Below are 25999 nucleotides of genomic sequence, written 5' to 3'. Positions count from 1 at the left end.
CGCTTCATCATTTCCTGCAAGGTGTTGTATGCGCCTTGGTTATCATACTCTTTTATAGCGGTTTTTGTACCGAAATTGTAATCAAAATTACTCATGGTTATAATTTTTTAATTAATGAATATGTTAATGCAATCATTGACTTTGGCGCCTTATTGTCTCTGATTGACATTGCAAAAGTAGGGCAGAATTTAGGGGTAACAAAGGAATTTGCCGAATGCCCATGTGTGTAGAAAATGTGCCCATTCCAGTACGCAAAAAAAATGCGTACCAAAAAAGACAGCCCTTTCAGTACGCATTTTTACTATGGTTTTATGTATGTTGTTTAAGAAACTACCATGTAGTTATTAGCTATGACAGACGGAAATTTCTCGTTCTTGTATCTTCTAAGGAGATTGGATAACATTCTGTTCTTGTTGCCCTCCGAATCGTATTCTTCATTATATCTCTTGCCATCATAGCCCACTGTATAGATAAGCCTTGAAACAAGCATCATCTTGTCTTTAGATACCTTTACCTTTTTGTTGGATATGGTGGTAGCCTTTCTTCTCTCAATGAAGAACAGAAACATATCCGTAAACTTCCACTTCTTATAAGATATGTCAAGACTGAACTTGTCTTTGAAGTTCATTTGTGATAACAGACTGTTATCTATAAAGCCTTTCAATCCTATATCTTCTAATTGTTTGATTTTTAGCCCTATGCCTTGTTCTCCGTTTACAATATTGTCGTATGTTTCACTGAAATGATGGACTGCAATTTGAATGATATTTATCAAATCTTCTCTTTCTGTATAATAACTCTTTCTATTGCCTTGCTTCAAAGTAATACTTGACGCATCACACAGATTAGTTAGAAAAGTGGCAAAGTCTTCAAGTACGGACTTTCCCATAATGGGTGCATTTGTACCAATATCCTCTATAAAATCATATACGAAAAGAAGTAGATACCAAAACTTACTAACATCTAACTTATACGCTTCAATGGTATTCTGTAAATCTTCGTTGGTCAGAAACTTCTCTTTGAAAGAATCGTCTAACTTTCTGTATTCTCGTTTCTTGTATTCATCTAAAGTTCCTTTGAAAGTTTTCATTTTTTGTATTCTCTCGTACCTTTCTTCAACGGATAAGTTTCTTTCCGCATATCTGTTGGCGAATATGGCAGGTGCGGAAGATTCTACGGGTATCATTCCCGTATCTGTTTCCGCATAATCGGGCAGGAAGTGGTTGGCTACTTCCCATACATATTCTAAAAGTGGTTCATTTAGACATTTGTAGCTTTCATGCCAAGCCACTTTTAAATCGGGCAGTTCTTCTATCTGATACATAGTGTATTCATATTAGTTATACTGCAAAATAAAAGAAAAGTCTGCAATCTTTAGTGGATTACAGACTTCTTTTTATTATAGTAGGTTTTTCATAGTGGTAAACGATATTCATTTACCGAATACATACTTCACAACTTTGGCATTAGCCTTGTTCTCATTCACAAAATCTCGTTCAATATAAATGTCTGTCACTTTCATGGAATCGTCTATATGATTGAGGGCTGCATGAACTATATATTTGTCTATGTTTACTTTATTCAGTGCAATGGTAGCCCATGAATGGCGGGCTGCATAATACTCCAAATCATCTACGCCTAATATTGTACCAATTTCTTTTAAACCGTAGTTGATAGCCTTATTGAAACCTTTTTCGTCTGCATAGTATTGGTAAAAGTTAAATAAGCGTTTACCACTTTTATCTCTGTATTTTTCTATAAGTGGTAATGCGATTTTAGGTATAGCCACTTTCATTTGAGCATTATCCAATCTACGGTCTTTCGTCTTAGTACGATTATAAATGATGGTATTGTTTACCATTTCTGTAGCATTATATAAATCGGCTGAATTAATGCCCATTAAACAGAATGACAGAATAAAACAGTCTTTAGCTAAATTATAACGACAAGTGGATTTATAGCCTTTCTTCATATCTTTATAGGGTAGCTTCCATACTTTTTTGATAATATCTGCCGGAATAGCTCTCTTTCTTGTTGCTTCTTGCTTGGGTATCTCAAAGTCTATAAATGGATTGTTAGGTATCAGTATGAGATTATTCTCTCTCTTATTGTACTTCTTTTGAGCCTCTTTGAACAGTTTCTTAATGCTTACCAAATAAAGAGATAAAGACCGATTAGAGGGCACACGCTTACCTTGCAGAATCAGTTTCTTCGTTCGTACTTCACGCTCTTTATTCAGAAACGCTTTGAAACTATCTAAAAAATTGGTGGTAATCAGATTTACGTCCAATTCTTCTTTACCTATAAAGCGCACTAAAGCATTAATTGCAGTAGTATAGTTTGGTGCGCCTTTGATTGTAGTTGAGGTTATCCACTCACGGCTGAACTTTATAAAGTCAATGGTCTGCTGCTTCTGATGTTCTCCATCCAAGTAGTCCATTACTTCATCAATAGTGTAGCGGTTTAACTCGACTTGTAGTTTGGCGCATTTCTCTTGATAACCGCGAATAAGAGAATCTATCTCTTTTCTAATAGGTGAACTTTGCTTGATTTTCAGTTCTTTAGTCAAGTCTTTACTTGTGGCGAACAGACTTGTTGCCAGCCGTCTCATTTTTCTGTCAAGCGTGAATCTTAGCTTTACGTTGTAAGTACCATCAGACCGTAGTCCGTCTTTCTTGATTTCTGCGTTGATTGTCAGCATATTAATCCTTTTGTTTATCGGTAAACAAGCGGTAAACAAATGCTGCAAAAGATATGTAATTCTATTGATTTGAGCCTATCCCAACTCATAGCGAAGGACAAAAAGAAAAGCGTTAACTGCTTGATTTCATGCAATTAACGCTTATTTTCTTTGTGGACCAGCCTGGGCTTGAACCAGGGACCTCCAGATTATGAGTCTGTTGCTCTAACCAACTGAGCTACAAGTCCGAGCTATGTGGATTTCTCCTTAGCAGGTGCAAAAGTAGAACATTTCTCTGAGATTTGCAAAGAATCGAACCCAAAATTTGATAAAAAGATTTAATTCACTTATTCGTAAGGATTTAAATTGTACTTTTGTGCTCCACTAATTAATTGAGAATAGCCGTATGGCACATACAAAACAAGAAACAGCCCTGACAGGGTTGACAAATAAAGAAGTTCTTGAAAGTAGGGAGAAATTCGGAATGAATCTCCTGACACCCCCCAAACGCCCTTCTATGTGGAAACTTTATCTCGAAAAGTTCCGCGACCCGGTGATACGCATCCTTCTCGTTGCAGCATTCTTTTCGCTGGTCATAGCTGTTATCGAAGATGAATATGCCGAAACAATCGGAATATTCTTCGCTATATTTTTGGCGACAGGTATCGGATTCTATTTTGAATATGATGCAAACAAGAAATTTGATTTGCTAAATGCTGTAGGTGAAGAAACTCCCGTCACGGTCATGCGCAACGGCAAAATACAAGAGATTCCGCGTAAAGATATCGTCGTGGGAGATATTGTCATATTAAATACCGGTGAAGAAGTGCCGGCAGACGGCATCTTGTTGGAAGCCATTTCCATGCAGATTAATGAATCCAATCTGACTGGAGAATTAATGGTGAACAAAACTGTCAATGAAGAATTGTTCGATGACGAGGCCACTTATCCCAGTAACACCGTCATGCGTGGAACTACAGTAGTGGACGGTCACGGCATGATGCGCGTAGAGCACGTAGGCGATGCGACAGAAATCGGCAAAGTGGCTCGCCAAGCGACCGAGCAGAGTCAAGAACAGACTCCCTTGAATATTCAATTAACAAAATTAGCCGATTTTATCGGCAAAATCGGATTTACCATTGCCACGCTGACCTTTATTGTCTTCACAGCCAAAGACCTTTACGGATATTTGAGTATGAATGAAATAACCGGTTGGCAGCAATGGATGCATATCGCACGTATTGTTTTAAAATACTTCATGATGGCCGTTACACTAATAGTGGTTGCCGTCCCCGAAGGCTTGCCGATGAGTGTCACACTCAGCCTTGCACTGAACATGCGCCGTATGCTGAAGACAAATAACCTTGTCCGCAAGATGCATGCCTGCGAAACAATGGGTGCCATCACCGTCATCTGTACAGACAAAACCGGCACTCTGACACAAAACCTGATGCAAGTGCATGAAGCAAAGCTCGACGCTTCTAAAGCAGACTTGATAGCAGAAGGCATCAGTGCCAATTCTACGGCTTTTCTGGAAGAGGCAGAGACCGGAAAGAAACCTTCCGGTGTAGGAAACCCTACTGAAATCGCCTTGTTGTTATGGCTTAACGAGCAGGGAAAGAATTATATGGAACTGCGCGAAAAAGCAACAGTCGTCAACCAGCTCACATTCTCCACCGAACGTAAATATATGGCTACTCTGGTCGACTCTCCCATCCAGCAAAAAAAAGTGTTATATATAAAAGGTGCACCCGAAATTATAATGGGCAAATGCAACCTGAGCCCTGATGCCATTGCACAGTATAACGCTGACCTGCTAGCCTACCAAAACAAAGCCATGCGTACTTTAGGATTGGCTTATAAATATATCCCCGAAGGAACCGGAGAGGATTGTGCCGAATTGGTGAACGAAGGCGGAATGGATTTTCTCGGTATCTTCGCCATCAGTGACCCCATTCGTCCCGATGTGCCCGAGGCAGTCGGCAAATGTCAGTCAGCCGGTATCGGTGTGAAGATTGTAACCGGCGACACTCCGGGTACTGCAACCGAGATTGCTCGTCAGATAGGATTATGGAAGTCTGAAGACACGGAACGCAACCGAATCACAGGAGCGGAATTTGCCGCCTTAAGCGACGAAGAAGCACTCGACCGTGTACTTGACTTGAAAGTGATGAGCCGTGCCCGCCCGATGGACAAGCAACGCTTGGTGCAGTTGCTCCAGCAAAAAGGTGCAGTAGTTGCCGTTACCGGTGACGGAACCAACGATGCTCCCGCCCTCAACCACGCACAAGTGGGTCTCTCGATGGGAACGGGAACTTCCGTGGCAAAAGAAGCCAGTGATATTACATTGCTGGATGATTCTTTCCACAGTATCGCCACTGCCGTCATGTGGGGACGTTCGCTCTACAAAAACATTCAGCGTTTCATCGTCTTCCAGCTGACAATCAATGTAGTGGCATTGGCAAGTGTATTGCTCGGCGCTTTCCTAGGCACTGAGCTTCCGCTGACTGTCACTCAAATGTTATGGGTAAACCTCATTATGGATACTTTTGCAGCCATGGCACTGGCCTCCATACCACCCAGCCCCGATGTCATGAACGAGAAACCGCGCAAAACCAATGACTTTATCATCACCAAGGCCATGCGCAACAATATATTAGGCGTAGGACTTGCATTTTTGGTCATCCTGATGTCACTCATCGTAGGTATCAGGCAGCTTCCTGCCTCACAAACAGAGTGGGCTCTTACTTGTTTCTTCACCATTTTCGTGATGCTTCAGTTTTGGAACCTATTCAATGCCAGCGTTTTCGGAACCAATCATTCTGTATTTAAAGATTCACGCCATGCACTGGGCATGCTTAGTGTAGCGGTTATCATATTGATAGGCCAGATATTCATTGTCGAATTCGGAGGAAAAGTATTCCGCACCGTGCCGCTGAGTCTGACCGAATGGATTATAATCATCGCCGCTACCTCTTTAGTGTTGGTGGCAGGTGAAATTTACCGACTGATAAAACGGTTGCAAGCAAAAAAGTAAATTAGGTAAAAGAGCATAAAGAGTTATGGACAGTAAAATTAAGAATGTTATTTTCGATTTAGGCGGGGTATTGGTTAACCTTGATTTTGATAGTTGCCTGAATGCATTTCGCACTGCAGGATTCGCCGACATAGAAGAACAAGTTCGCCAAATGCAAGGCAACGGAGTGTTTTCCCGGTTTGAATTGGGAGAAATTTCTCCCGAAGAGTTTAGAGACGCTATCCGCAGAGAGGCTGACGAATCGTTGACCGACCGCAAGATAGATGATATGTGGAACCTGATGTTGCTGAATATTCCCCGCGAAAAGCTGGAATTACTGTTGGAACTACGCGAACGCTATATGGTTTACCTGCTTAGCAATACTAACCAAATTCATTGGAATTATGCCGGCGAAGAAATGTTCAACTACCGGGGCTTTCGTGCAGATGACTTCTTTGAAGACACGTTTCTCTCTTTCAAAATGCATTTAGCCAAACCAGATAAGGCTATCTATGAGAAAGTAATGAAGGAGGCAAACATTCTTCCCGAGGAGACGTTCTTTATAGACGATTCGGAAGCTAACTGCCGGGCAGCCGCGGCACTTGGCATTCAAACTCATCACTACCGCATCGGCGAAGATTTAAGTTTATTATTCGAATAATGAAAATTATATCAGGCATAAACCATCCAACCCTTTCCCCATCGGTTGCCACCATCGGCTTTTTTGATGGGGTGCATCGCGGACATCGTTTCCTCATTGATCAAGTAAAGGAAATGGCTGCAAAGGAAGGATTATGTTCTGCATTAGTCACCTTTCCGGTACATCCCAGACAGGTGATACAAACCTCCTATTGCCCCCAGCTCCTCTCCTCTCCCCAAGAGAAACTGGAATTGCTGGAAACGACAGGCGCTGATTATTGCATCCTTCTTCCCTTTACGCATGATTTATCATTGCTTTCCGCACGCGAGTTCATGCAGTTGTTACGCGACCGATTCAATATCCATATACTGGTAATCGGTTATGACCACCGCTTCGGTCACAACCGGAGTGAAAGTTTTGAAGATTATCGCCGCTATGGTGAAGAACTCGGTATATATATAGTACGCGCGCGCGCCTATACCGATGGTGAAGATAAAATCAGCTCTTCCGTTATCCGCCAATTGCTAAAAGAAGGAGATGTAAACCGCGCCTCCCAGTTCTTAGGATACAATTATTATTTAGACGGGACTGTCGTCGACGGTTATAAAGTAGGTCGTAAGATAGGTTTTCCTACCGCAAACCTAAAAGTAGATTATCCCGAAAAACTCATTCCTTCCGAGGGAGTATATGCTGTATATGTATATATAGAAGGTAAAAAATGGGCAGGGATGTTGAATATAGGTCATCGCCCTACCATTAATAACGGGAAAGACCTGAGTATCGAAGTGAATATCCTTCATTTTTCGGATAATATCTATCACAAAGAGATACGCATTGAATTCGTAAAGTATCTCCGCCCCGAAGAAAAATACGATAATATCGAAGCGCTCATCCGCCAAATGCATAAAGACAGAGAAGAAGCGGCAAAAGTGCTGCTATAAAATTATTCCTGTCTCATTGTACAAGGCAGTATATTTACCAGCATCCCCTACCCCAAACAATGGGCATTGTTTGCGAAGGTTGTTTCCATTGTTTGCAAAAACTATCTCCATTGTTTAGAGAAAACCTCTAAGCCTTTTTTTGCATAAAAAGCCGCTTCTTTATCCACTCCTCCCCCAAACTACGAAAAAAGATATATTTTTATCGAATTTCGATAAATTTTTCTCGTTTTCCTTTGGTAGTATAAAAATAACATGTACATTTGCATATCGATAAACGATAAATGAATATCGAAAAACAAACACAAGTATAAATATAAAACACAAAGTAAAATGAAAAAGTCAGTATTAAAATCAGGTTTAGTAGCAGCAATTGCAGCAGTAATGATGAGTTGTACAACAACAGCACACGCACAAACAACAGAAAACACGAAGTACATTTATTGTCAAGACGACACAAACACAACAGTGTACACACTAAATGAAGACGGCAAAACATTAACACGCAAAGTGAAGTATGAGTACAAACACAATGAAACAGGACAAGTGATTGAAAAGAAAGCATATCGTTGGGATGCTTACCGCGAAATATGGAAGCCGGCTTATCTTCTTACTGTAACTCCCGGAGCATCTGAAACGAAACTGAATTACGCTGAATGGAACGCCAAAGAAAGTGTCTTTAACAGCAACAAACAACAAAGTATTTACCGTGAAGACAGTAACATAAATTTGCTGGCCGACACACAAAACAAAAAGTAATGGAAACGAAGAAAACAACAGGTATAAATCTCCAGGTAAAAGTATTTATGTTTTGCTTTACCATCGGATTTTGGTCTGGAATCGCACTAAGTATTGCAAAGCATACATGTTGATAAATAATAAACTGATAAAAATAACAACTTTAAAATACATAAAGATGAAAACATTCAAACGCATTTTTGCCATAGCTACTTTATTAGTAACTATTGGCTTCGCTTCTAAAGCTAATGCACAAGTTCCTTTGGAAGATTTCTTTAAAAATCCGGAGAAAGTAGCATTCCAAATTTCTCCGGATGGCAAATACTTCTCATACATGGCCCCGTACGAGAACCGCCTGAACTTATTCATACAAGAAATCGGCTCAGACAAGGCGACCCGTATCACCTCGGAAACGTCACGTGACATTGCCGGAAGTATGTGGGCGAATGGTCATCGCATCTTATATATTAAGGATACGGGAGGAGATGAAAACTACCAACTTTACGGAGTCAACCTTGATGGTACAGATGCAAAAGCATACACAGCATTTCCCAAAGTAGGAACTCAGCTCATCGATAAATTGGAAAATATCGACTCACTGGTCATTGTCGGTCTGAACAAACGCAATCCTCAAGTATTCGATCCATACCGTTTAAACCTGAACACAGGTGAATTAACCATGTTGGCAGAAAATCCCGGAAACATCCAAGGCTGGCAAACCGACCATGATGGAAAATTGCGTGTCGCTTACGCTATCGTGGACGGAGTAAATACCCAAATCCTTTATCGTGAAACCGAAGACCAACCTTTCCGCCCGGTACTGACTACCAACTTTAAGGAAACAGTAGACTTTGTAACCTTTGCTCCCGATAACAAAATGGTGTATGCCCTCACAAATATCGGTCGTGACAAGACAGCCCTTGTTTTGATGGATCCCGCCAATTGTGAAGAAAAAGAAGTGCTGTACACCAATGATAAATATGACATTTCAAGACTCAGTTATTCAGAACTAAAAAAGAAACTGATTGCAGTTTCCTGCATCGGCCACAAAGGTACTATCCGCCATTATTTTGATAAAGATGAAGAAGCTATCCGTGCCAAACTGGAAAAGAAACTTGCAGGATATGATATTGAAACTGCCAGCGAAGACAAAAGCGAGAATATCCGTATGATTTATGCCGGCAGTGACCGCACGTATGGCACTTACTACACTTATAATGTGAAAGAAGACAAGCTGACAAAGGTGGCCGATGTAGCTCCCTGGATTAAAGAAGATGAAATGGTCCCGATGAATCCTATCACCTACACCAGCCGTGACGGACTGACCATCGAAGGCTATCTTACCCTGCCGAAAGGCTATACAATGGAAACTGCAAAGAACCTGCCGGTAGTGGTTAACCCTCACGGAGGTCCATGGGCACGTGATACCTGGGGATATAATCCTGAAGTACAATTCCTTGCCGAACGCGGTTATGCCGTATTGCAGATGAATTTCCGCGGTTCTACCGGCTACGGACGCAAATTCACCGAATTGGGTTATAAACAATGGGGACAAACCATGCAGGATGACATAACCGACGGAGTAAAATGGTTAATTGATAAAGGCATTGCCGATCCTAAACGAATAGCAATCTATGGTGGAAGCTATGGTGGCTATGCTACACTGGCAGGCGTCACTTTCACCCCCGACCTTTATGCATGTGCCATTGACTATGTAGGTATATCGAACCTGCTCACTTTTATGCAGACCATTCCTCCTTACTGGAAACCATTACTGGATATGATGTACGAAATGGTGGGCGACCCGGTGAAAGATAAGGAAATGATGGAAAAATACTCTCCGGTATTCCACGTAGATAAAATTAAAGCTCCACTATTTGTGGCACAAGGAGCCAATGACCCGCGCGTGAACAAGGCTGAATCCGACCAAATGGTAGAGGCATTGAAAAAACGCGGTATAGAAGTAGAATATATGGTGAAAGACAACGAAGGACACGGTTTTCATAACGAAGAGAATAAATTCGATTTCTATCGCGCTATGGATAAATTCCTGAGTAATCATTTAAAGAAATAATAATCATAAAAATCAAATTAATATGGGACGCACGATTAAATTAATACTTTACTATTTTGCTTATCAGTTGGCAGCAACTATTCCGGGAATGTTCGGATACACAATATGGAAATGCTTTGAAACGCAAAGTTTCGACCTGCATAACGCCCCTACTTCTTTGGGCATTATCCTTTCATTGCTAGGCACCTTGCTCATGGCATGGCATCTGATACATTATAAATATGTAAAACTGGACAAACAGACTCTTGCATCCCTGCCTTTCAAATCTACTTGCCTTTACATTGCGATGGGAGTCGCCGCCATTATATGGATGAACTGGCTGAGCGAGATGGCCCATCTTCCCAATATAGCCGAAAACATCTTCGCACAGATGAAAAACAATGTATTCGGCATTTTGAGTGTATGTATTGTCGCACCCATCTTTGAAGAAATATTTTTCCGCGGTGCCATCGAAGGATACTTGCTGCGCAAATGGAGAAACCCTCGTTGGGCCATCCTCGTGTCAGCCCTTATCTTCGGATTGATACACATGAATCCGGCACAGATGCTTTTTGCCTTTCTGTTCGGTATCATCTTGGGCGAACTTTATTATCGCACCGGCAGTCTGCTTCCGTCCATCATTCTTCATTTTATCAACAATACCCTGTCACTGATACTGATGAATGTTTTTGAGGAGAAGGATACCCTGACTGATATCTTCGGAAGTACCACTACCGTCCATACACTCGGTATGATGGGAATTGCCATCTTCTGCCTTACTCTCTTCCTGTTCAGAAAAGAAGTAAAACCCGCCCAATGGCCGGCAGAAGTGTCTGAACCCACCTCTACAACAGAAACCGGTCCACAAAATAATTAATCCAATAACAAAATATAACAATGAAAAAGAAACTGAATCTGCTCTGTGCAATGGTATTTGCCGTCCTGCTGCTTTCTCTGTCCGAAAATATCTATGCCATGATATGGGGAGCCATCGAAGGAGGAAAAGCAGGTATAGAAAATAAAACAGGGGCCATAAACAATATGCATCCGCTAATGTTGCTCCCGGATAACCTGACCACTACTTCCGACTCTATATACAATGAGATGACCGGAAAGAATGTACCGACATGGCAGATACAGTCCATGGTAGCGGTCGATGCCGATACACCCATCTGGCTATTCTTCACCGGCACTCTTCTAAGTTTCATTCTTATCATATTCGGTATCAAAGCCGTCCTGCAGTTCATCAAGTTCATCCGTAACATCAACCGTTCGGATATCTTCTGCTGGACAAATGTAAAATTGCTGCGCAGACTGGGACTCTATCTGATAATTACATTCGCCGCTACCCTGACCAGTTCTTACATACATACCTGGCAGCTTTCGCAAACATTGAAGATATCCGGTTATTCTTATAATTGGCTCAATCCCTTCTCACACTCCAGCCTTCTGCTTGGTGTACTGGCATTCGTCATTGCCGAAGTGTTTGCCATCGGTCTGAAAATGAAAGAAGAGCAAGACCTAACCATTTAAATACAGAACGACCATGAAAGAAAAGAACAAAGAACACTCCTTAAAAGAAATGAAGCTGATTATGACTTGCCTCACTATCATCTGTTTCTGTTGCACCTTCATTCCTATCTTTCAAAACGCAATGTTGTGTTTCGAGTTGGGAGCTAACCGGGCTGCCATTGATGCCGGAAAAGCAGGAGCATCCGAACAATTTATCCGGCAAGTATTTCCGCAAGGCATCACTCTATTATCCATGGCTGTATGCAGCGTTTTCATCTATCTGATGCTTCGCAATGTAAAACGTAATCTGGTATTTGTAAGAGCTAACGCCAATCTGATATATTATATCGGCCTTATCATCGAGTTTAACGGGATTCTGCAAGCCATCCTGAATGAGTTCGCTCCCGTAACAAACCCAAGACAGACTTATATGATATATGTCTTCATTGGGGTATTCATCATTTTTATCGGATATCTGTTCCAAATAGGCATCCGCATGAAAGAAGAACAAGAATTAACCATTTAACTCATACCGGAAAACAATGAAAACAATACGTTTGCTCGGAATATTGGTCGTGCTGATTCTCTTGGTCAGTACCATCAACGATTTCATTCCCGGATTCATTGACGGATGGAACGCAGCGGACAACATTCCTGTTCCCGGAGCAGAATCCTATACTTTCTCCGTCCATCCGACTGAGGATGCTGCCACAGACAGCATCTTCAATAAGGCCTTACAGCGCAAAGTACCTGCTCAGATAAAGGAAGTAAAATCCTTTATCAAGTCCAATACTGTCCTTTCTTTTTTGAGTATACCTGCCAGCCTAATAGCATTGCTGGCACTGTATGGCTATTATTGCCTGGCACGTATGCTGATATCTGTAAGCAAAGGAGAGATTCTGACACAGAAGAACAGCCGCAGACTCCGGTTCTTCATCTATCCCATGATAACCTTATCAGCCATATTCGAATTGCTGAATTATATCAGCTACTCGCAAGCCATCCATGAATTGGCATATACAGGTTATGAGTTCAGCAATTTCTCATTGAAATACCCATGGACAGAACTGTTCATTATTGTTCTGCTGATAGAAATCTTTGTACAGGCAGTGAAGATAAAGGAAGAGCAGGACCTAACCATTTAAAAACGAATAATTAAAACCTGGACTATGCCTATAATAGTAAACTTAGACGTAATGATGGCGAAACGAAAGATTTCGCTGGGAGAACTGGCCGAGAAGATTGATCTCACCCCGGCCAACCTCTCTATCCTGAAAACCGGGAAAGCAAAAGCTATCCGCTTCTCTACACTGGAAGCCATCTGCAAAGAATTAGACTGCCAGCCCGGAGATATTCTGGAGTATCGTGAGGAGGATGAATAACCTAACAGGCAACACAGACACTCTAATATAAATTCTCTCATACCTGCCCCCTCATTACTCTTACAGTGGGAAGGAATAAAGGATTGCCTTAGGCAGTCCTTTATTATTCTCTCAGGCATCTTTTAGTCAATTTTCTATAAATTGTACTATCCGGTCAAACAAATATTTCATATATACCGTATAATCCCATGATTATCCGTATCTTTGTAACGAATTAGATATTTGAAATAAATGAAGACATTTGAAGAGTTAGGCGTTTCCCCCGAAATCAGGAAAGCAATAGAAGAAATGGGTTATGAAAACCCGATGCCTGTACAAGAAGAAGTTATACCGTATTTACTCGGTGAAGGAAACGATGTAGTGGCCCTAGCACAAACAGGGACTGGAAAAACAGCCGCATTTGGTCTGCCGCTAATCCAGAAAATTAATGTAAAAAACCGCGTACCGCAAGCGTTAATTCTTTGCCCCACACGCGAACTGTGCTTGCAAATCGCAGGCGACCTGAATGATTACTCCAAGTATATTGACGGACTGAAAGTCCTTCCCGTATACGGCGGTTCATCCATCGAAAGCCAAATACGCATGCTCAAAAGCGGAGTGCACATTATTGTTGCAACTCCCGGACGACTTATTGACCTGATGGAACGGAAAGTGGCCAAACTAGATACCATCGGCAATGTAGTAATGGATGAAGCGGACGAAATGCTGAATATGGGTTTCACCGACAGCATCAACTCTATCCTTGAAAAAGTTCCCGAAGACCGAAATACACTGATGTTCTCGGCCACTATGAGCCCCGAAATATCACGCATCTCCAAGCAATACTTGCGTAATGCAAAAGAAATCACCATCGGAACCAAAAACGAAGGAAGCAAAAACGTAAACCACATTGCTTATGTGGTGCACGCCAAAGATAAATATGCAGCACTGAAACGCATAGCCGATTATTATCCGCAAATTTACGGTATCATCTTCTGTCGCACCCGTAAGGAAACACAAGAAATTGCCGATAAATTGATACAGGACGGTTATAATGCCGATTCACTGCATGGCGAACTGAGTCAGGCACAGCGTGACTTGGTGATGCAAAAATTCCGCCAGCGCCATCTGCAGCTATTGGTGGCTACTGACGTGGCTGCCCGCGGACTGGACGTTAATGACCTGACACACGTCATTAACTATGGTTTGCCCGATGACACCGAAAGTTATACTCACCGAAGCGGACGTACCGGACGTGCCGGAAAAACAGGCATCTCTATCGCTATCATCAACTTACGCGAAAGAGGAAAGATGCGTGAAATAGAACGTATCATCAACAAGAAATTTATAATAGGCGAAATGCCTACCGGTAAGCAAATTTGTGAGCAACAGCTTATCAAACTGATTGATGACATCGAAAAGGTAAAAGTAAACGAGGAAGAAATCGAGTCTTTCTTGCCGGGCATTTACCGCAAACTGGAATGGCTCTCGAAGGAAGATTTGATAAAGCGCGTAGTTTCTATGGAGTTCAACCGCTTTTTGGACTATTACAGTAATGCACCCGAAATTGAAACACCGAGCACAAGTGACCGTCGTAGCGAACGTGAACCTAAAGAGCGAAAAGACTATGGCAGTTCACGCGAAAAGACTGAACGCAAAGCGGAAAAAGGATATACACGCCTTTTCCTAAACTTAGGAAAAACAGACGGTTTCTATGCCAATCAGATTATTGAGTTGATTAACCGCAATATGAAGAAGCAACGTACAACCATCGGAAGAATAGACCTGATGCAAAACTTTTCTTTCTTTGAAGTGGCTGAGAAACAGGCAAATGATGTTATCAACGCGCTCAATAAAGTAAACTTGAACGGACGTAAGGTTATTGTTGAAGTAGCCGGTGAGAATAACGGCAAAAGCGATAAAAGCGGTGCAGGCAAGAAAGAAATTGCCAAGAAAAAAAATACGAGGCCCAGCCGTGAGGAACGCGGATACTCTGAAGCCCGTGGTCCCAAGAAGGATGATTGGAAACAGTTCTTCAACAATGATACAAAAGGAAAAGGCAAAAGCAAAAATAAAAGTCTGAAAGGCGAAGAACCAAACTTCGATGAAGAAGGATGGGCGCGCAGAAAGCCGAAGAAATAAGATTGACAGCCTAAAATTATATTTTTATTGAGGTGTGTTAAAATGAGAACAATCTATCATTTTGACACACCTTCTTTCTAAAAAGCAGTGATTATTCCACCAATTTCAATTCCTCAATCAAGCGCGTGGATTTTCCATATTTCTCAATCATATAAAGCACATAGCGAATATCCACCCCGATGCAACGCTGTAAGTTGGGTTCATAAATAATATCACTGCTCATTGCTTCCCAGTTGCCATCAAAAGCCAATCCTATCAGTTCTCCATTCCCATTAAACATTCCACTACCGGAATTTCCCCCAGTAATATCGTTATCGGAAATAAAGCAGACATTCATATTCCCATCTTTTGTGGCATAACGCCCGAAATCTCCACGCTCCAGCAAATCAACGATGGACGGAATAACCTCAAAATCACTATCCCCTTTATATTCCCTGATTTTATCAAAGATTCCCTTCGTTGTTGTATAATAAGTATATTCCAATGCATCTTTCGGCGAGTATCCTCCAATCATTCCGAAACTAAGACGCATAGTCGAGTTAGCATCCGGATAGAAATCCTTATCCGATTCCATCTCACGCACAGCCTCATTAAGCAAGCGCTCATTTTTCTCTATTTTCATATTATCATCATCTGCAGCCGCACTCAGCTCGTAAGATTTCACCAACATATCAATAACAAATGAAATGGCAGGGTCTTCAAAAAGAACATAAGTGCTATCCTTTTTTACTACACGTTCAAATCCGCGGGGTGTATCCAATTCTGTCCGACTGTATAAATCGTCCACATACGCCTGATAATCACCTTTGAACTCCTTTTCTATAGTAGCATAAGTTTCCGAGAGGCTCTCCGGCTCTACTACTGCCGCATATTCTTTAAGCATGGCCACAAAGACTTTCTTATCAATGTCCAAGTCAATATTGACATAAAGCTCCAACAATTGACGCACCCTCTCTTCCAACACCGACTGTTCCGCTTCAAAATCAAAGTTCAAGACAGACCATGCCGCAGTAACCAACTCGGGACCATTGGCAAAACATTCACCGAAGTAAGCCATTGCACGAGCGTTCTTATAACGATTGTGATAACTGTTCTCCAATTCCGTCAATACCTGGGCATACTTGTTCCGTTCTTCCGGCTTCCGACGAATCCATTCCGCCAATTGATGTTCCAACCTACGTTTCTTCTCGATTATATTCAGTTCTTTAATAGACTGATTCATCCCAATGCTATTCTTCCAATAGTTAGCACTTTGAGCATACTTCGAAGCATATTTTATACGAATGGCATCACTTTTCTCCATAGCATCTTTCCAAATAGCCTGTTTGATAGTACGAACATCTATTCTTGCCATGTTATCGGCATTCATGCGTTCTTCCACGCCATAAGAAGATAGATAACGGCTGGTGGTCCCCGGATATCCCATCGTCATACAGAAAGAACCTTCCTTATAACCCGCCAAGGAAATAGGCGCATAATAATCGGGATGATAAGGAACATTGTCTTTGGAATAAACTGCCGGCTCGTTATGAGCATCAGCATAGATACGGAAAACAGAAAAGTCTCCGGTGTGCCTCGGCCAAACCCAGTTATCGGTATCTCCCCCAAACTTTCCAACTGAAGAAGGAGGAGCATAGACTAAGCGAACATCATAATAGTCCTTATACACAGACAGATAGAATTCATTGCCGGCATAGAAAGAAGAAACGACTGCACGCAGTAAGGTATCATTTTTAACTGCCTCGTCAGCAATCAACGTAGAAAGAGAATCTACAATCAAGGAACGGTCGTCTTCGCTCACATCTTGTGGCAAAGCTTGTAAAATGCGCTCTGTCACATCTTCGGTACGAATAAGGAAACTGACAAATAAGTCAGGATTGGGAAGTTCGTCCGACAATGAATCAGCCACAAAACCATCGCGCAGGTAGTCATGCTTCACCGTGCTGTGTTGCTGAATGGCATCAAAACCGCAATGATGATTGGTAAACACCAACCCATCCGGCGAAACAACCACACCGGAACAGAAGCCTCCAAAACTGACTACAGCATTGGAAAGTGCAGCGCCACCGGGATTATACAACTGCAGTGGAGTAAGATTCAATCCCATTTCTTTCATCACCTGCTGAGTCTGTTTACTTAGACAACAAGGAAGCCACATACCCTCACTACCCCATATATATATAGGTAGAAATACAAGCAATATCAGTAGTTTCTTCATGACATGAGTGTTTTATTTAGTGTTCTGTTTCTTATTCTATCACCAACTTCAGTTTCTTAGCTCCTACACGAGCTTTCAACCATTCGGTTATCTTTTCCTGTTCCTTCTCGTTGGGATGCTTTGCAAATTTCATCAAGACCAAAGTCAATGTATCCATACGTGTCGAATCAACAGAAAGTTCCACCGTTTTAGCCATTGCAATAGTTTCTGCCGACGGATAAAGAACTTTCAGCTCGGGGATAATTTTCTTGTCTACGGCATTATAGGCGGCATAGACTTTCAATTCATTTTCCAATTCATGTATCTTATTCTGTTGTTCCAACAGACGCTTCTCGCTGTTCTTATAGAAATCTTCCATTACTTGAGCCTTCAAACTTCCGATATCCATAGCCTCATTATTCATTCCCTGCATCACGATAAGTTTTGTACCGGCCAGATTATAATGCTTCAGGTTATCTTTTGCAGCAGCAATTTCTGCTGCCGGAACTTCATTACCAATCAGTACAACACGAATTTCCTTATTCTCGAACGAAATCTTACGGTCAATAACCTGCGTATCGGGAAAATTCAATTCTTCACTAATAAAATTATTGGCAGATGCCGTATAGATGGTATTCTTCACAATCCCATATGTCAGGTATATCGCCGGACACATGGTGGCTAAAGTAATGATAACGATATACTTCTTAACCAGTTTCTCACGCTCTTTATCCACAAACGCTTTTCGCTGAAAACGCATCACACGCACTCCAATAAAAGTTGCCAAACTTATAAATACCGAATTGATAAAATATAAATAGAAAGCACCTAAGAAATAAAGCAGGTTTCCTGTTGCCAGTCCGAAACCGGCAGTACACAAAGGAGGCATCAATGCAGTAGCGATGGCTACACCGGGAATTACATTTCCTTTTTCCTTAGTGGAAAGTGCAATAATACCTGCCAGACCACCACACAAAGCTATCAAAACATCATAAATGGTGGGCGAGGTTCGTGCCAGCAATTCTGATTGCACTTCATCCAATGGAGTAAGCGAAAAATATAAAGTAGCAGTAATAACACTGAAAACAGTCGCTATCAGATAACTCTTCAACGACCGCTTCAACAGTTCGAAGTCATTCTGTCCGATTGCCAACCCCACTCCCATGATAGGGCCCATTAAAGGAGATATCAACATGGCACCGATAATCACTGCAGTAGAATTGACATTCAACCCTAAAGACGCAATAAAAATAGCAAATATCAAAATCCAAAGGTTAGTACCTTTAAACTCTACTCCATTACGGATAGATTCGACGGTTAAAGCTTCATTATCCTTATCTTTACCCAAATCAAAATATTCATGAAGAAATTGCCTGATATAAGGCATATTCTTCAAATCATTCTTTAACTTACCTTTAATGTCAGCCATAATTATTTCTTTATCAACCGATTAATAACAGGAATCTGATGCAACGGAAAATCTACCTTCACAATGTAGGCTACAAACAGTAGCAACAACACTGTACGAACAGATAATAAGAAGAAAATGTTTTGGAAGGGAAGGATTTCCGATATACCAAAAAGCATAAGCGCCAATACAACATATTTACCTATCGCTTTCAAATCATAATCAATGGGATACTTTTTCTGCCCCACAAAATAAGAAAGCAACATAGCTACTGCATAACCGGCAAATCCAGCCCAAGCACATGCCATATAACTGTATATGGGAACAAAAATCACATTAATCAAAATCAAAACAACACAACCGGCAAATGAAAAATAGGCCCCCCACTTGGTTTCGTCAATCAGTTTATACCAGAATGAAAGATTGAAGAAAATACCCATAAAGATTTCAGCCGCCATCACAATAGGCACCACACGCAATCCTACCCAATAATCAGGAGCAAGAATATACTTCAATATATCCAAATAGAACATGACAGCCAAAAAAGCCAGTAATGTGAAAATAACAAAGTACTTCATTGCTTGTGCATAGATAATCTTGCTGTCCTTATCCCGGCTCTTTCCAAATACAAAAGGTTCATAAGCATAACGGAATGCCTGAGTGAGCATTGCCATAATCATAGCAATCTTACTGCAAGCACCATAGATGGCAAGCTGAGTCTTAGCCTCCACCTTATCGGGATATATATGACGGAAAATTATTTTATCTGCCACTTGATTCAGGATGCCTGCCACTCCCAGTATCAGAATAGGATATGAATATATCAGCATCCGTCTCGCCAATGGCTTGTCAAAGCCTCCGCCAAATTTCAGATATGGGACCATCAATAACATAATAACCGAGGTACATATCAAATTGAAGAAAAAAGCATAGAAAACATCACTCCCCTTCATCACCACATAATAAACTAGATTCAGAATGATATTGAGCAAGATGAAAAGAAGTTTCAAGCCGGCAAAACGTATCGGACGCTTCTTATAACGTAAATAAGCAAACGGAATACACTGAAACGCATCCATCGCAATAACCAATGCCATCATACCGATATACCAAGGATGGTCGGCATATCCCATCATACCGGCAATAGGATGAAGAAATATCATGCACAAAGCAGCAAACAGCAAAGAAGTACTTCCCACCATAAAGAGAACAGTGGAATACACACGCTCGGGATTTTCCGTTTCTTTATTGACAAAACGGAAAAAAGTAGTTTCCATGCCATAGGTTAAAATTACCATCAGTAAAGCAGTCCAGGCATATACTTCGGTTACCACCCCATAACCTCCTGATGCCGCAGACATAGCTGCCGCATAAATGGGCACCAGCAGATAATTTAAGAATCGCCCCACAATACTGCTCACGCCATATATTGCGGTGTCTTTGGCTAATGATTTTAATCCGGCCATATTTTAATCGTCAAATAGTGTCTTCTGACTATTGTAGATACTCCGCCCCAAATGTATGTAGGCGAGCTCTGTCACTTCTCGTCCGCGAGGAGTACGTTTCAAGAAACCTTCTTTTATTAAGAAAGGTTCATAAACTTCCTCAATGGTACCGGGGTCTTCTCCCAAAGCAGTGGCAATAGTAGTCAAACCTACCGGCCCCCCTTTGAACTTATCAATAATAGTACATAAAATCTTATTATCTATCTCATCAAGCCCATAGCGGTCAATATTCAAAGCCTCCAATGCAAACCGGGCTATCTCTATATCAATTCTACCAGAGCCTTTAACTTGCGCAAAATCCCGTACACGCCTAAGGAGTGCATTCGCAATACGAGGAGTTCCACGACTGCGGGAAGCAATCTCACCCGCCGCTTGTGTATCACAAGGCACATTCAATATTTTTGCCGAACGGCGGATAATGGCAGTCAACACATCATCATCGTAATATTCCAAATGGAGGTTTATGCCGAAACGGGCACGAAGAGGTGCTGTCAGCAATCCACTACGAGTCGTTGCCCCTACCAATGTGAAAGGATTCAAGTCCAACTGGATACTCCGCGCAGACGGTCCCTTGTCTATCATGATATCAATACGATAATCCTCCATGGCCGAATAAAGATATTCTTCCACAACAGGACTGAGCCGATGAATCTCGTCAATAAACAGGACATCATTAGATTCCAGACTGGTCAAAACTCCTGCCAAGTCACCGGGTTTGTCAAGTACCGGTCCGGAAGTAACCTTAAAACCTACGCCCAATTCATTTGCAATGATATTACTTAATGTTGTCTTTCCTAACCCCGGAGGACCATGCAATAAAACATGGTCGAGCGCCTCAGCCCGCAAGCGAGCGGCTTTGACAAATATACGTAAATTATCCACTACCTTATCTTGTCCACTAAAGTCAGAAAAATTTAATGGGCGTAAGGCATTCTCAAAATCACGTTCTCTACTTGTGAGCTGATGCTCACGTATATCAAAATTCTCTTCCATCTTTTTGTTTCTCGCACAAAGGTACAAAAGATATTATTATAATAGAAAGAAAGATTGAGGAATTCATTTTCAGTCCCTCATCCGTCCTTTATATAATTTCATTATTGTCTAAATAATTAATTGTTATGGGAGTTACACTAGGTAAGAAACAATTAAACAAGGGGAAAGTTTCCCTTTATTTAAATTACAGTCACAACGGCAAGCGTCGTAAGGAGTATTTAGGCATTATTCTGGAGCCGCCTGTTACACCGGAAGCCAGAGCGGAGAACAAGAATAAAATATTGATTGCTAAACAAATCCGAGCCAAAAAGGAGCTTGAATTCCTGTCTGTCGAATATGCCTTAAATAAAACAGCGGAAACATTTGAGGATATTCTGCCCGAAGCACCTAGTAATGGGCCGGACTTTTTCCGCATCATGAATGAATACCTGAGCACTTATTATAAAAAAGATAAGAAGATGGTAAAATCGACCATCCTCCATTTACGCACCTTTAATAAAAAGAAAATCTTACCAATCAACAAAATAACAAAGGAATTTTGTGTAGATTTTCTCGACTATTTAAGATCTAAACTCCGTGGCAATACCCCTATTGGCTATTTCAAGAAATTCAGAATGTGCATCAATAAATGTGTTGAAAAGAAGTTAATTTCTCATAATCCTACTAATGGGATACGACTATCACAATTTGATGAAGTAACAAAGGAGATACTGACATTAAAAGAGATACAGAAGTTAGCCGTTACTTCTTGCTCAAATAATGAAGTAAAACGAGCATTTCTTTTTTCATGTTATTGTGGATTACGTTGGTGCGATGTGTATCAATTGCGATATAAGGATGTTGACTTTCCGGCAAAAAGATTAACCATCATACAACAGAAAGTGCAAACGCATTCCAAAAGTGCCATTCTTCACTTGAACTTAAACCACACGGCTCTCAAACTTTTACAGAAACGTACTGGGGACAGGGAGGACTTGGTTTTCTCACTTCCCTCCTACTCATATACAATCAGAATTCTTCGTAAATGGGTATTAGATGCCAATATACGAAAGCATATCACCTTCCATTGTGCCCGCCACTCTTTTATCACAAATATCATGGCCAATGGAGCCAACATTAAAACTGCTGCTTCCCTTGCCGGTCACTCAACGACCAGGCACACCGAAAAGTATGTACACATAATAGATGAGCTGAAGCAAAAAGCTGTCGATAGTTTACCTGACCTAACTATAAATTATAAATAATAAAAGGGTCCCTTATGGGACCCCACTACATTAAGCCTATTTTCTACTATTCTGATATACAGAATATTACAAATACCAGATAGTATCCGGCACGAATACTACCTACCTCTCGAATGTCGTGAATCATTACTTCAAGTGCAACCTCAAGACACTGGTGAATCGGTGTCGGGTGGAGTATGCCAAACTCCTTCTGCGAAAGGAAAAATACACGGCTGACGAGTTGATAAAGCTTTGTGGGTTTACCTCCAGAAGTGTCTTCTATTCTGCCTTTACCAAAGAAGTCGGCACGGTCCCTTCACGGTACCCCGGAGATTCGCTCCCGTTCCCCGCTAAATACGATTAAGTCCTTTATATAATAATAAACAAAAAACAAATCAAGTTTTTAAATTTATAAATTTAAAGTTTTTCTATTATGAACAAAAAATTTTTAAGTGTAGTCCTGTTCGGAGCTCTTATGGCCGGCTCTTCAGTGACTTTCACGGGATGTATCGACAACGATGAACCCGCAGGTATCGAAACACTTCGCGGTGCTAAGGCTGAATTGCTGAAAGCTAAAGCAGCTGTAGAATTAGCGAATGAGGCTATGGTTAGAGCTCAGGTGACTGGAGTGGAATTGGATAATAAGGCTAAAGAAATTTCTAATCAAATGCTGGAATATCAAGCTGCGATTGCTAAAGCTCAATCAGAAAAGGAAATTGCAGATTTAGAAAATGCAAAGGCATTAGCAGCAGAAAGATTTAAGGCAGAAATGTTGAAGGCAGAAGAGGCAACAGCATATGCTCAGAAGGCTTATGATGATGCAATAAAAGCTATTGAAGCTTCTAAATTACTTTTGTCTGACGAAGAAGCTGATGTTCTCGCTGCTGCTCAACAACGAGTTGATAGTAAAGCTGGACAGTTGGCTAGTGCGCATACTGCATTAAACAATGCTGCACAAGCGTTGAATGCTGCTTTTGAATCAACAGATCCGACTGCAACTCAAGCTGGTCTTGAATTGGAAGTCGCTAAAGCTCAGGTTACTTTGGATGCTGCAAAAGTAACCGTAAGTGATGTTGAAGAAATTATAGCAAAAAACATCAATTCATATGAAGGATGGGAAGCTGAAGTGAAAGAACTGGAAGTGAAAATTGCTAAGCAAGATACAATTATTGCTCAGGCTAACATTGATAAAGTTAAGATTCAGGAATCTCAAGAAGGTAAAGATGCTGCGGATGCAGTAGAAGCTGCCGATAAGGCTTTGACAAAAGCTACCGAAAATAAAACTAAGGTTTATGCCGGTGAAAAAGTTGATGGTACATCATATACTTTCAAATTGGATAAATACAGTCTTTCTGTAGCATCTAACAAGAATTTGGTTGAGGTTTTGGATAAAGCTAATACTGGTGATGTAGCTACTTCAGCATATGATGCTGGTGTGTTCTCTTATGGTGCAGAATCATATAACCAGAATACTTATGTTGAAAACGAAGGAACTGCAACTGAAAAATCATTAGAAGAAATGATTGCTTTGGTTAATGCTGTTCCCGGACGTGCTGCTGAAGACTTGGCTTGGGTGAACCGTGAACTGTCTACAAAGGAAAAAGCTCTTGAAACTGCTGAAAAAGATTATGATGCGACCATTGAAGAGTGGGAAAAAGCTGTAGCCGATTACGAAAATGGTAAGGATTATACAGAAGCTCAATATAAGATAGCAAGAGATAAGGTTTTTGGAGTATTAACCGAAGTTAAAGCCGGTAAATATGAAGGAACTTCTGATGTTATCAAAGAAGCTCAAAAATTGGCTTATACTTCTTACACTTCTTTATACACAGAAATGAAGAATAATGGTCAAAATATTCCTGCCATTCCTTCTACTGTTGAGGATTATGCTAGTTTGTTTACTTATTTACAGACCAATGATGCAACAAGTTTGTTGCCGAGTAGCTATACTGAAGTAACGGAAGGAACAAGAAAGGCTGCTTTGATGGCTAAATCAAAAGCTGCATTTGGTGACCTTTATATTTTTGATGCCAACCCTCGTCTTACTATGCCCACAGCATCTGAAATCGCAACAGAACAAGCTAAGATTGCTAAGGATGAGGCTGATTACGGAAATTATGCAGCTATGGGTGCCGTTTGGAAAGCTCAAGATGAAGTAATATATTATACTCAGATCATCGAACAGGCTGATGCAATCAAAGAACTTAAAGCTACTTTAGTTGCACAACAGACTGCTGTAACTGAACAGATTGCTGCTAATACAACTGCTGTTAAAGCATTCGATACTGCATTGGCTAATGCTAAAGCAGACAAGAAAGCTAAAGAAGATGCAGAAAAAGCTCTGTATGCTGATGTAAATGCAACAATTGATGAAGCAAATGCTACCAAGACTTCTTATAATAACATTAAGGATGCTATCGAAGGTGAAATGAGCGGTATCGCTGATGGTTCAACTACTGTTGCTGACGTGAAGAAAGCATTGGCAGAACAATTGAACGCAGCTAAAGAAGGTGTTGTTTCAGCAGAGGCTGCATTGAAAGATGCACAAACCAAGCTTGACAACTTTAAGGCTGGCAAATATGACAAAGCATACGAAATTGAAGTATTGCAGGCTGAATTGGAACGTGCTCAGGCTAGATTTAATGAAGCTCAGACTGTATACAACAAAGCTTTGACTGACCTGAATGCAGTAATTGCATTGTTAGTAAAATAATAAATTAAAACGAAAGTAATAACAATGATCAAGAAACTCTGCACATTACTTTTGCTTGCTACCATGTCTGCGCCTTTATTGGCGCAGACTATCGGGAGCGGTTGCTGTGATGGTGCGATGTTTGCTCCGAAGAAAGGCCAATGGCAGATTTCGGTATTCTTGGGCGGAGGTAATAATTTTTATAATGAAAGCACCTCTTACCTACTTCCTAGCTTCACCAATAAAAGCGGTTCTGTCGGACTGCCAAATGAGAACGGTGAAGTAGCAAAGGGAGACCTGAATAAATACCTGCAGATCAATGGCTTGAATGACAATAGTCTGACTAATATAATAGGTTTCGAAGGCAAGTATTTCTTGTCTGACTGCTGGGACATCAACTTGCAGTTCAGCATGGATATCAACCTGACTCCTAAAAAGGACTATGTGGAAGGAGAGGAAACCGTACCTGATATGATTATTCCCTCACAGGACTATATCAGTGCACGCATGACCAATAATTGGTATGCGGCAGTCGGTTCCAACCGTTATTTCAAGGTGAGCAATCCTCGTATACATCCTTATTTGGGCGCTTCTTTAGGCTTTCAAATGGCACGCGTTGAGACAACAGAACCATATACTGGAGAAACTTATGCTGATGGTAATGACGAAGTAGGCGATGAAGATGGCCTTCCCACTCAGGTATATCTTTCAGGAAACCGTGCCGGTCAGATGTTCGGCATCAAGGCCGCAGGTGTAGCCGGTATTGAATACAGTCTGGCACCGGGCCTTGTACTGGGATTCCAGTTCCAGCCTTTGGCCTACCGTTACGACGTCATCCAGATTTGTCCCAAAGGTTTTGACAAGTACAACGCTTCACACCATAATATCAAGATATTTGATA

The 25999-nt window shown here is 41.2% G+C and carries 20 protein-coding genes, 1 tRNA gene and 1 pseudogene; 15 read left to right on the top strand and 7 right to left on the bottom strand.

Translation table 11 applies throughout. The annotated features are described in order from the left end of the window. Positions 1-322: 322 nt before the first annotated feature. From QYT14_RS18095 to QYT14_RS18085, 3 genes are all read right to left on the bottom strand, one after another. On the bottom strand, positions 323-1324 hold the full coding sequence (locus tag QYT14_RS18095) for a hypothetical protein (protein ID WP_289826456.1): 1002 nt from the start codon (positions 1322-1324) through the stop codon (positions 323-325). 108 nt (positions 1325-1432) lie between these two features. After that, positions 1433-2701, bottom strand: coding sequence for a phage integrase SAM-like domain-containing protein (locus QYT14_RS18090; protein ID WP_286084430.1), 1269 nt, complete (start codon positions 2699-2701; stop codon positions 1433-1435). Between the two features lie 153 nt (positions 2702-2854). Then, positions 2855-2928, bottom strand: a tRNA-Ile gene (locus tag QYT14_RS18085). Between the two features lie 158 nt (positions 2929-3086). Here QYT14_RS18085 and QYT14_RS18080 point away from each other — a divergent pair. From QYT14_RS18080 to QYT14_RS18030, 11 genes are all read left to right on the top strand, one after another. Further along, positions 3087-5717: a calcium-translocating P-type ATPase, PMCA-type gene (locus tag QYT14_RS18080; protein WP_288326253.1), complete on the top strand. Its 2631-nt coding sequence runs from the start codon at positions 3087-3089 to the stop codon at positions 5715-5717. A gap of 25 nt (positions 5718-5742) precedes the next feature. After that, positions 5743-6357, top strand: coding sequence for an HAD family phosphatase (locus QYT14_RS18075; protein WP_288326252.1), 615 nt, complete (start codon positions 5743-5745; stop codon positions 6355-6357). Then, positions 6357-7277: a bifunctional riboflavin kinase/FAD synthetase gene (locus QYT14_RS18070; protein ID WP_288326251.1), complete on the top strand. Its 921-nt coding sequence runs from the start codon at positions 6357-6359 to the stop codon at positions 7275-7277. Before QYT14_RS18075 ends, QYT14_RS18070 begins: the two co-directional genes overlap by 1 nt. Positions 7278-7607: 330 nt before the next feature. Next, positions 7608-8033 carry a DUF3836 domain-containing protein gene (locus tag QYT14_RS18065; protein ID WP_288326250.1) on the top strand — a complete coding sequence of 142 codons (426 nt, stop codon included), beginning with the start codon at positions 7608-7610 and terminating at the stop codon, positions 8031-8033. 157 nt (positions 8034-8190) lie between these two features. Then, positions 8191-10086, top strand: coding sequence for a prolyl oligopeptidase family serine peptidase (locus QYT14_RS18060; protein ID WP_288326249.1), 1896 nt, complete (start codon positions 8191-8193; stop codon positions 10084-10086). Positions 10087-10108: 22 nt separating this feature from the next. Continuing rightward, positions 10109-10942 carry a CPBP family intramembrane glutamic endopeptidase gene (locus QYT14_RS18055; protein ID WP_288326247.1) on the top strand — a complete coding sequence of 278 codons (834 nt, stop codon included), beginning with the start codon at positions 10109-10111 and terminating at the stop codon, positions 10940-10942. Between the two features lie 20 nt (positions 10943-10962). Beyond that, complete coding sequence (locus tag QYT14_RS18050; protein WP_288326246.1) at positions 10963-11598, top strand: DUF2975 domain-containing protein; 636 nt, start codon at positions 10963-10965, stop codon at positions 11596-11598. A 13-nt stretch (positions 11599-11611) separates the two neighbouring features. Further along, positions 11612-12103 (top strand): DUF2975 domain-containing protein, encoded by a 492-nt coding sequence (locus tag QYT14_RS18045; RefSeq protein WP_288326244.1) that lies wholly within the window; start codon positions 11612-11614, stop codon positions 12101-12103. A 16-nt stretch (positions 12104-12119) separates the two neighbouring features. Beyond that, complete coding sequence (locus QYT14_RS18040; protein WP_288326242.1) at positions 12120-12722, top strand: DUF2975 domain-containing protein; 603 nt, start codon at positions 12120-12122, stop codon at positions 12720-12722. 24 nt (positions 12723-12746) lie between these two features. After that, positions 12747-12959 (top strand): helix-turn-helix transcriptional regulator, encoded by a 213-nt coding sequence (locus QYT14_RS18035; RefSeq protein ID WP_237038826.1) that lies wholly within the window; start codon positions 12747-12749, stop codon positions 12957-12959. 231 nt (positions 12960-13190) lie between these two features. Continuing rightward, positions 13191-15080 (top strand): DEAD/DEAH box helicase, encoded by a 1890-nt coding sequence (locus QYT14_RS18030; protein WP_237038827.1) that lies wholly within the window; start codon positions 13191-13193, stop codon positions 15078-15080. 91 nt (positions 15081-15171) lie between these two features. On the opposite strand, the gene QYT14_RS18025 is transcribed toward QYT14_RS18030, so the two are convergent. Genes QYT14_RS18025 through ruvB form a run of 4 tightly spaced genes read right to left on the bottom strand, consistent with a single transcriptional unit; the run spans position 15172 to position 21183 of the window. Further along, the gene (locus tag QYT14_RS18025) at positions 15172-17298 is read right to left on the bottom strand and encodes a S46 family peptidase (protein WP_288326238.1); all 2127 of its coding nucleotides are present in this window, start codon (positions 17296-17298) and stop codon (positions 15172-15174) included. Between the two features lie 31 nt (positions 17299-17329). Continuing rightward, positions 17330-18706, bottom strand: coding sequence for a TIGR00341 family protein (locus tag QYT14_RS18020; protein WP_288326236.1), 1377 nt, complete (start codon positions 18704-18706; stop codon positions 17330-17332). A 2-nt stretch (positions 18707-18708) separates the two neighbouring features. Then, on the bottom strand, positions 18709-20151 hold the full coding sequence (locus tag QYT14_RS18015; RefSeq protein ID WP_288326235.1) for a lipopolysaccharide biosynthesis protein: 1443 nt from the start codon (positions 20149-20151) through the stop codon (positions 18709-18711). A gap of 3 nt (positions 20152-20154) precedes the next feature. Beyond that, positions 20155-21183 (bottom strand): Holliday junction branch migration DNA helicase RuvB, encoded by a 1029-nt coding sequence (ruvB, locus tag QYT14_RS18010; protein ID WP_237038831.1) that lies wholly within the window; start codon positions 21181-21183, stop codon positions 20155-20157. A gap of 125 nt (positions 21184-21308) precedes the next feature. Here ruvB and QYT14_RS18005 point away from each other — a divergent pair, with 125 nt between their 5' ends. The 4 genes and pseudogenes from QYT14_RS18005 to QYT14_RS17990 all read left to right on the top strand — a co-directional run. Further along, positions 21309-22427 (top strand): site-specific integrase, encoded by a 1119-nt coding sequence (locus QYT14_RS18005; protein ID WP_288326233.1) that lies wholly within the window; start codon positions 21309-21311, stop codon positions 22425-22427. Between the two features lie 91 nt (positions 22428-22518). Further along, a pseudogene (locus tag QYT14_RS18000) lies at positions 22519-22770 on the top strand (AraC family transcriptional regulator); the annotation flags it as partial. Between the two features lie 69 nt (positions 22771-22839). After that, on the top strand, positions 22840-25119 hold the full coding sequence (locus tag QYT14_RS17995) for a hypothetical protein (protein WP_289307215.1): 2280 nt from the start codon (positions 22840-22842) through the stop codon (positions 25117-25119). A gap of 24 nt (positions 25120-25143) precedes the next feature. Further along, positions 25144-25999, top strand: an 856-nt coding sequence (locus QYT14_RS17990; protein WP_289395490.1) for a BT1926 family outer membrane beta-barrel protein, incomplete at its 3' end; no start/stop codon positions are given.

The sequence above is a fragment of the uncultured Phocaeicola sp. genome, from assembly GCF_948499155.1.
GTDB classification, from domain to species: Bacteria; Bacteroidota; Bacteroidia; order Bacteroidales; family Bacteroidaceae; genus Phocaeicola; species Phocaeicola faecalis.
This window is presented reverse-complemented; position numbering and strand designations above follow the sequence as displayed.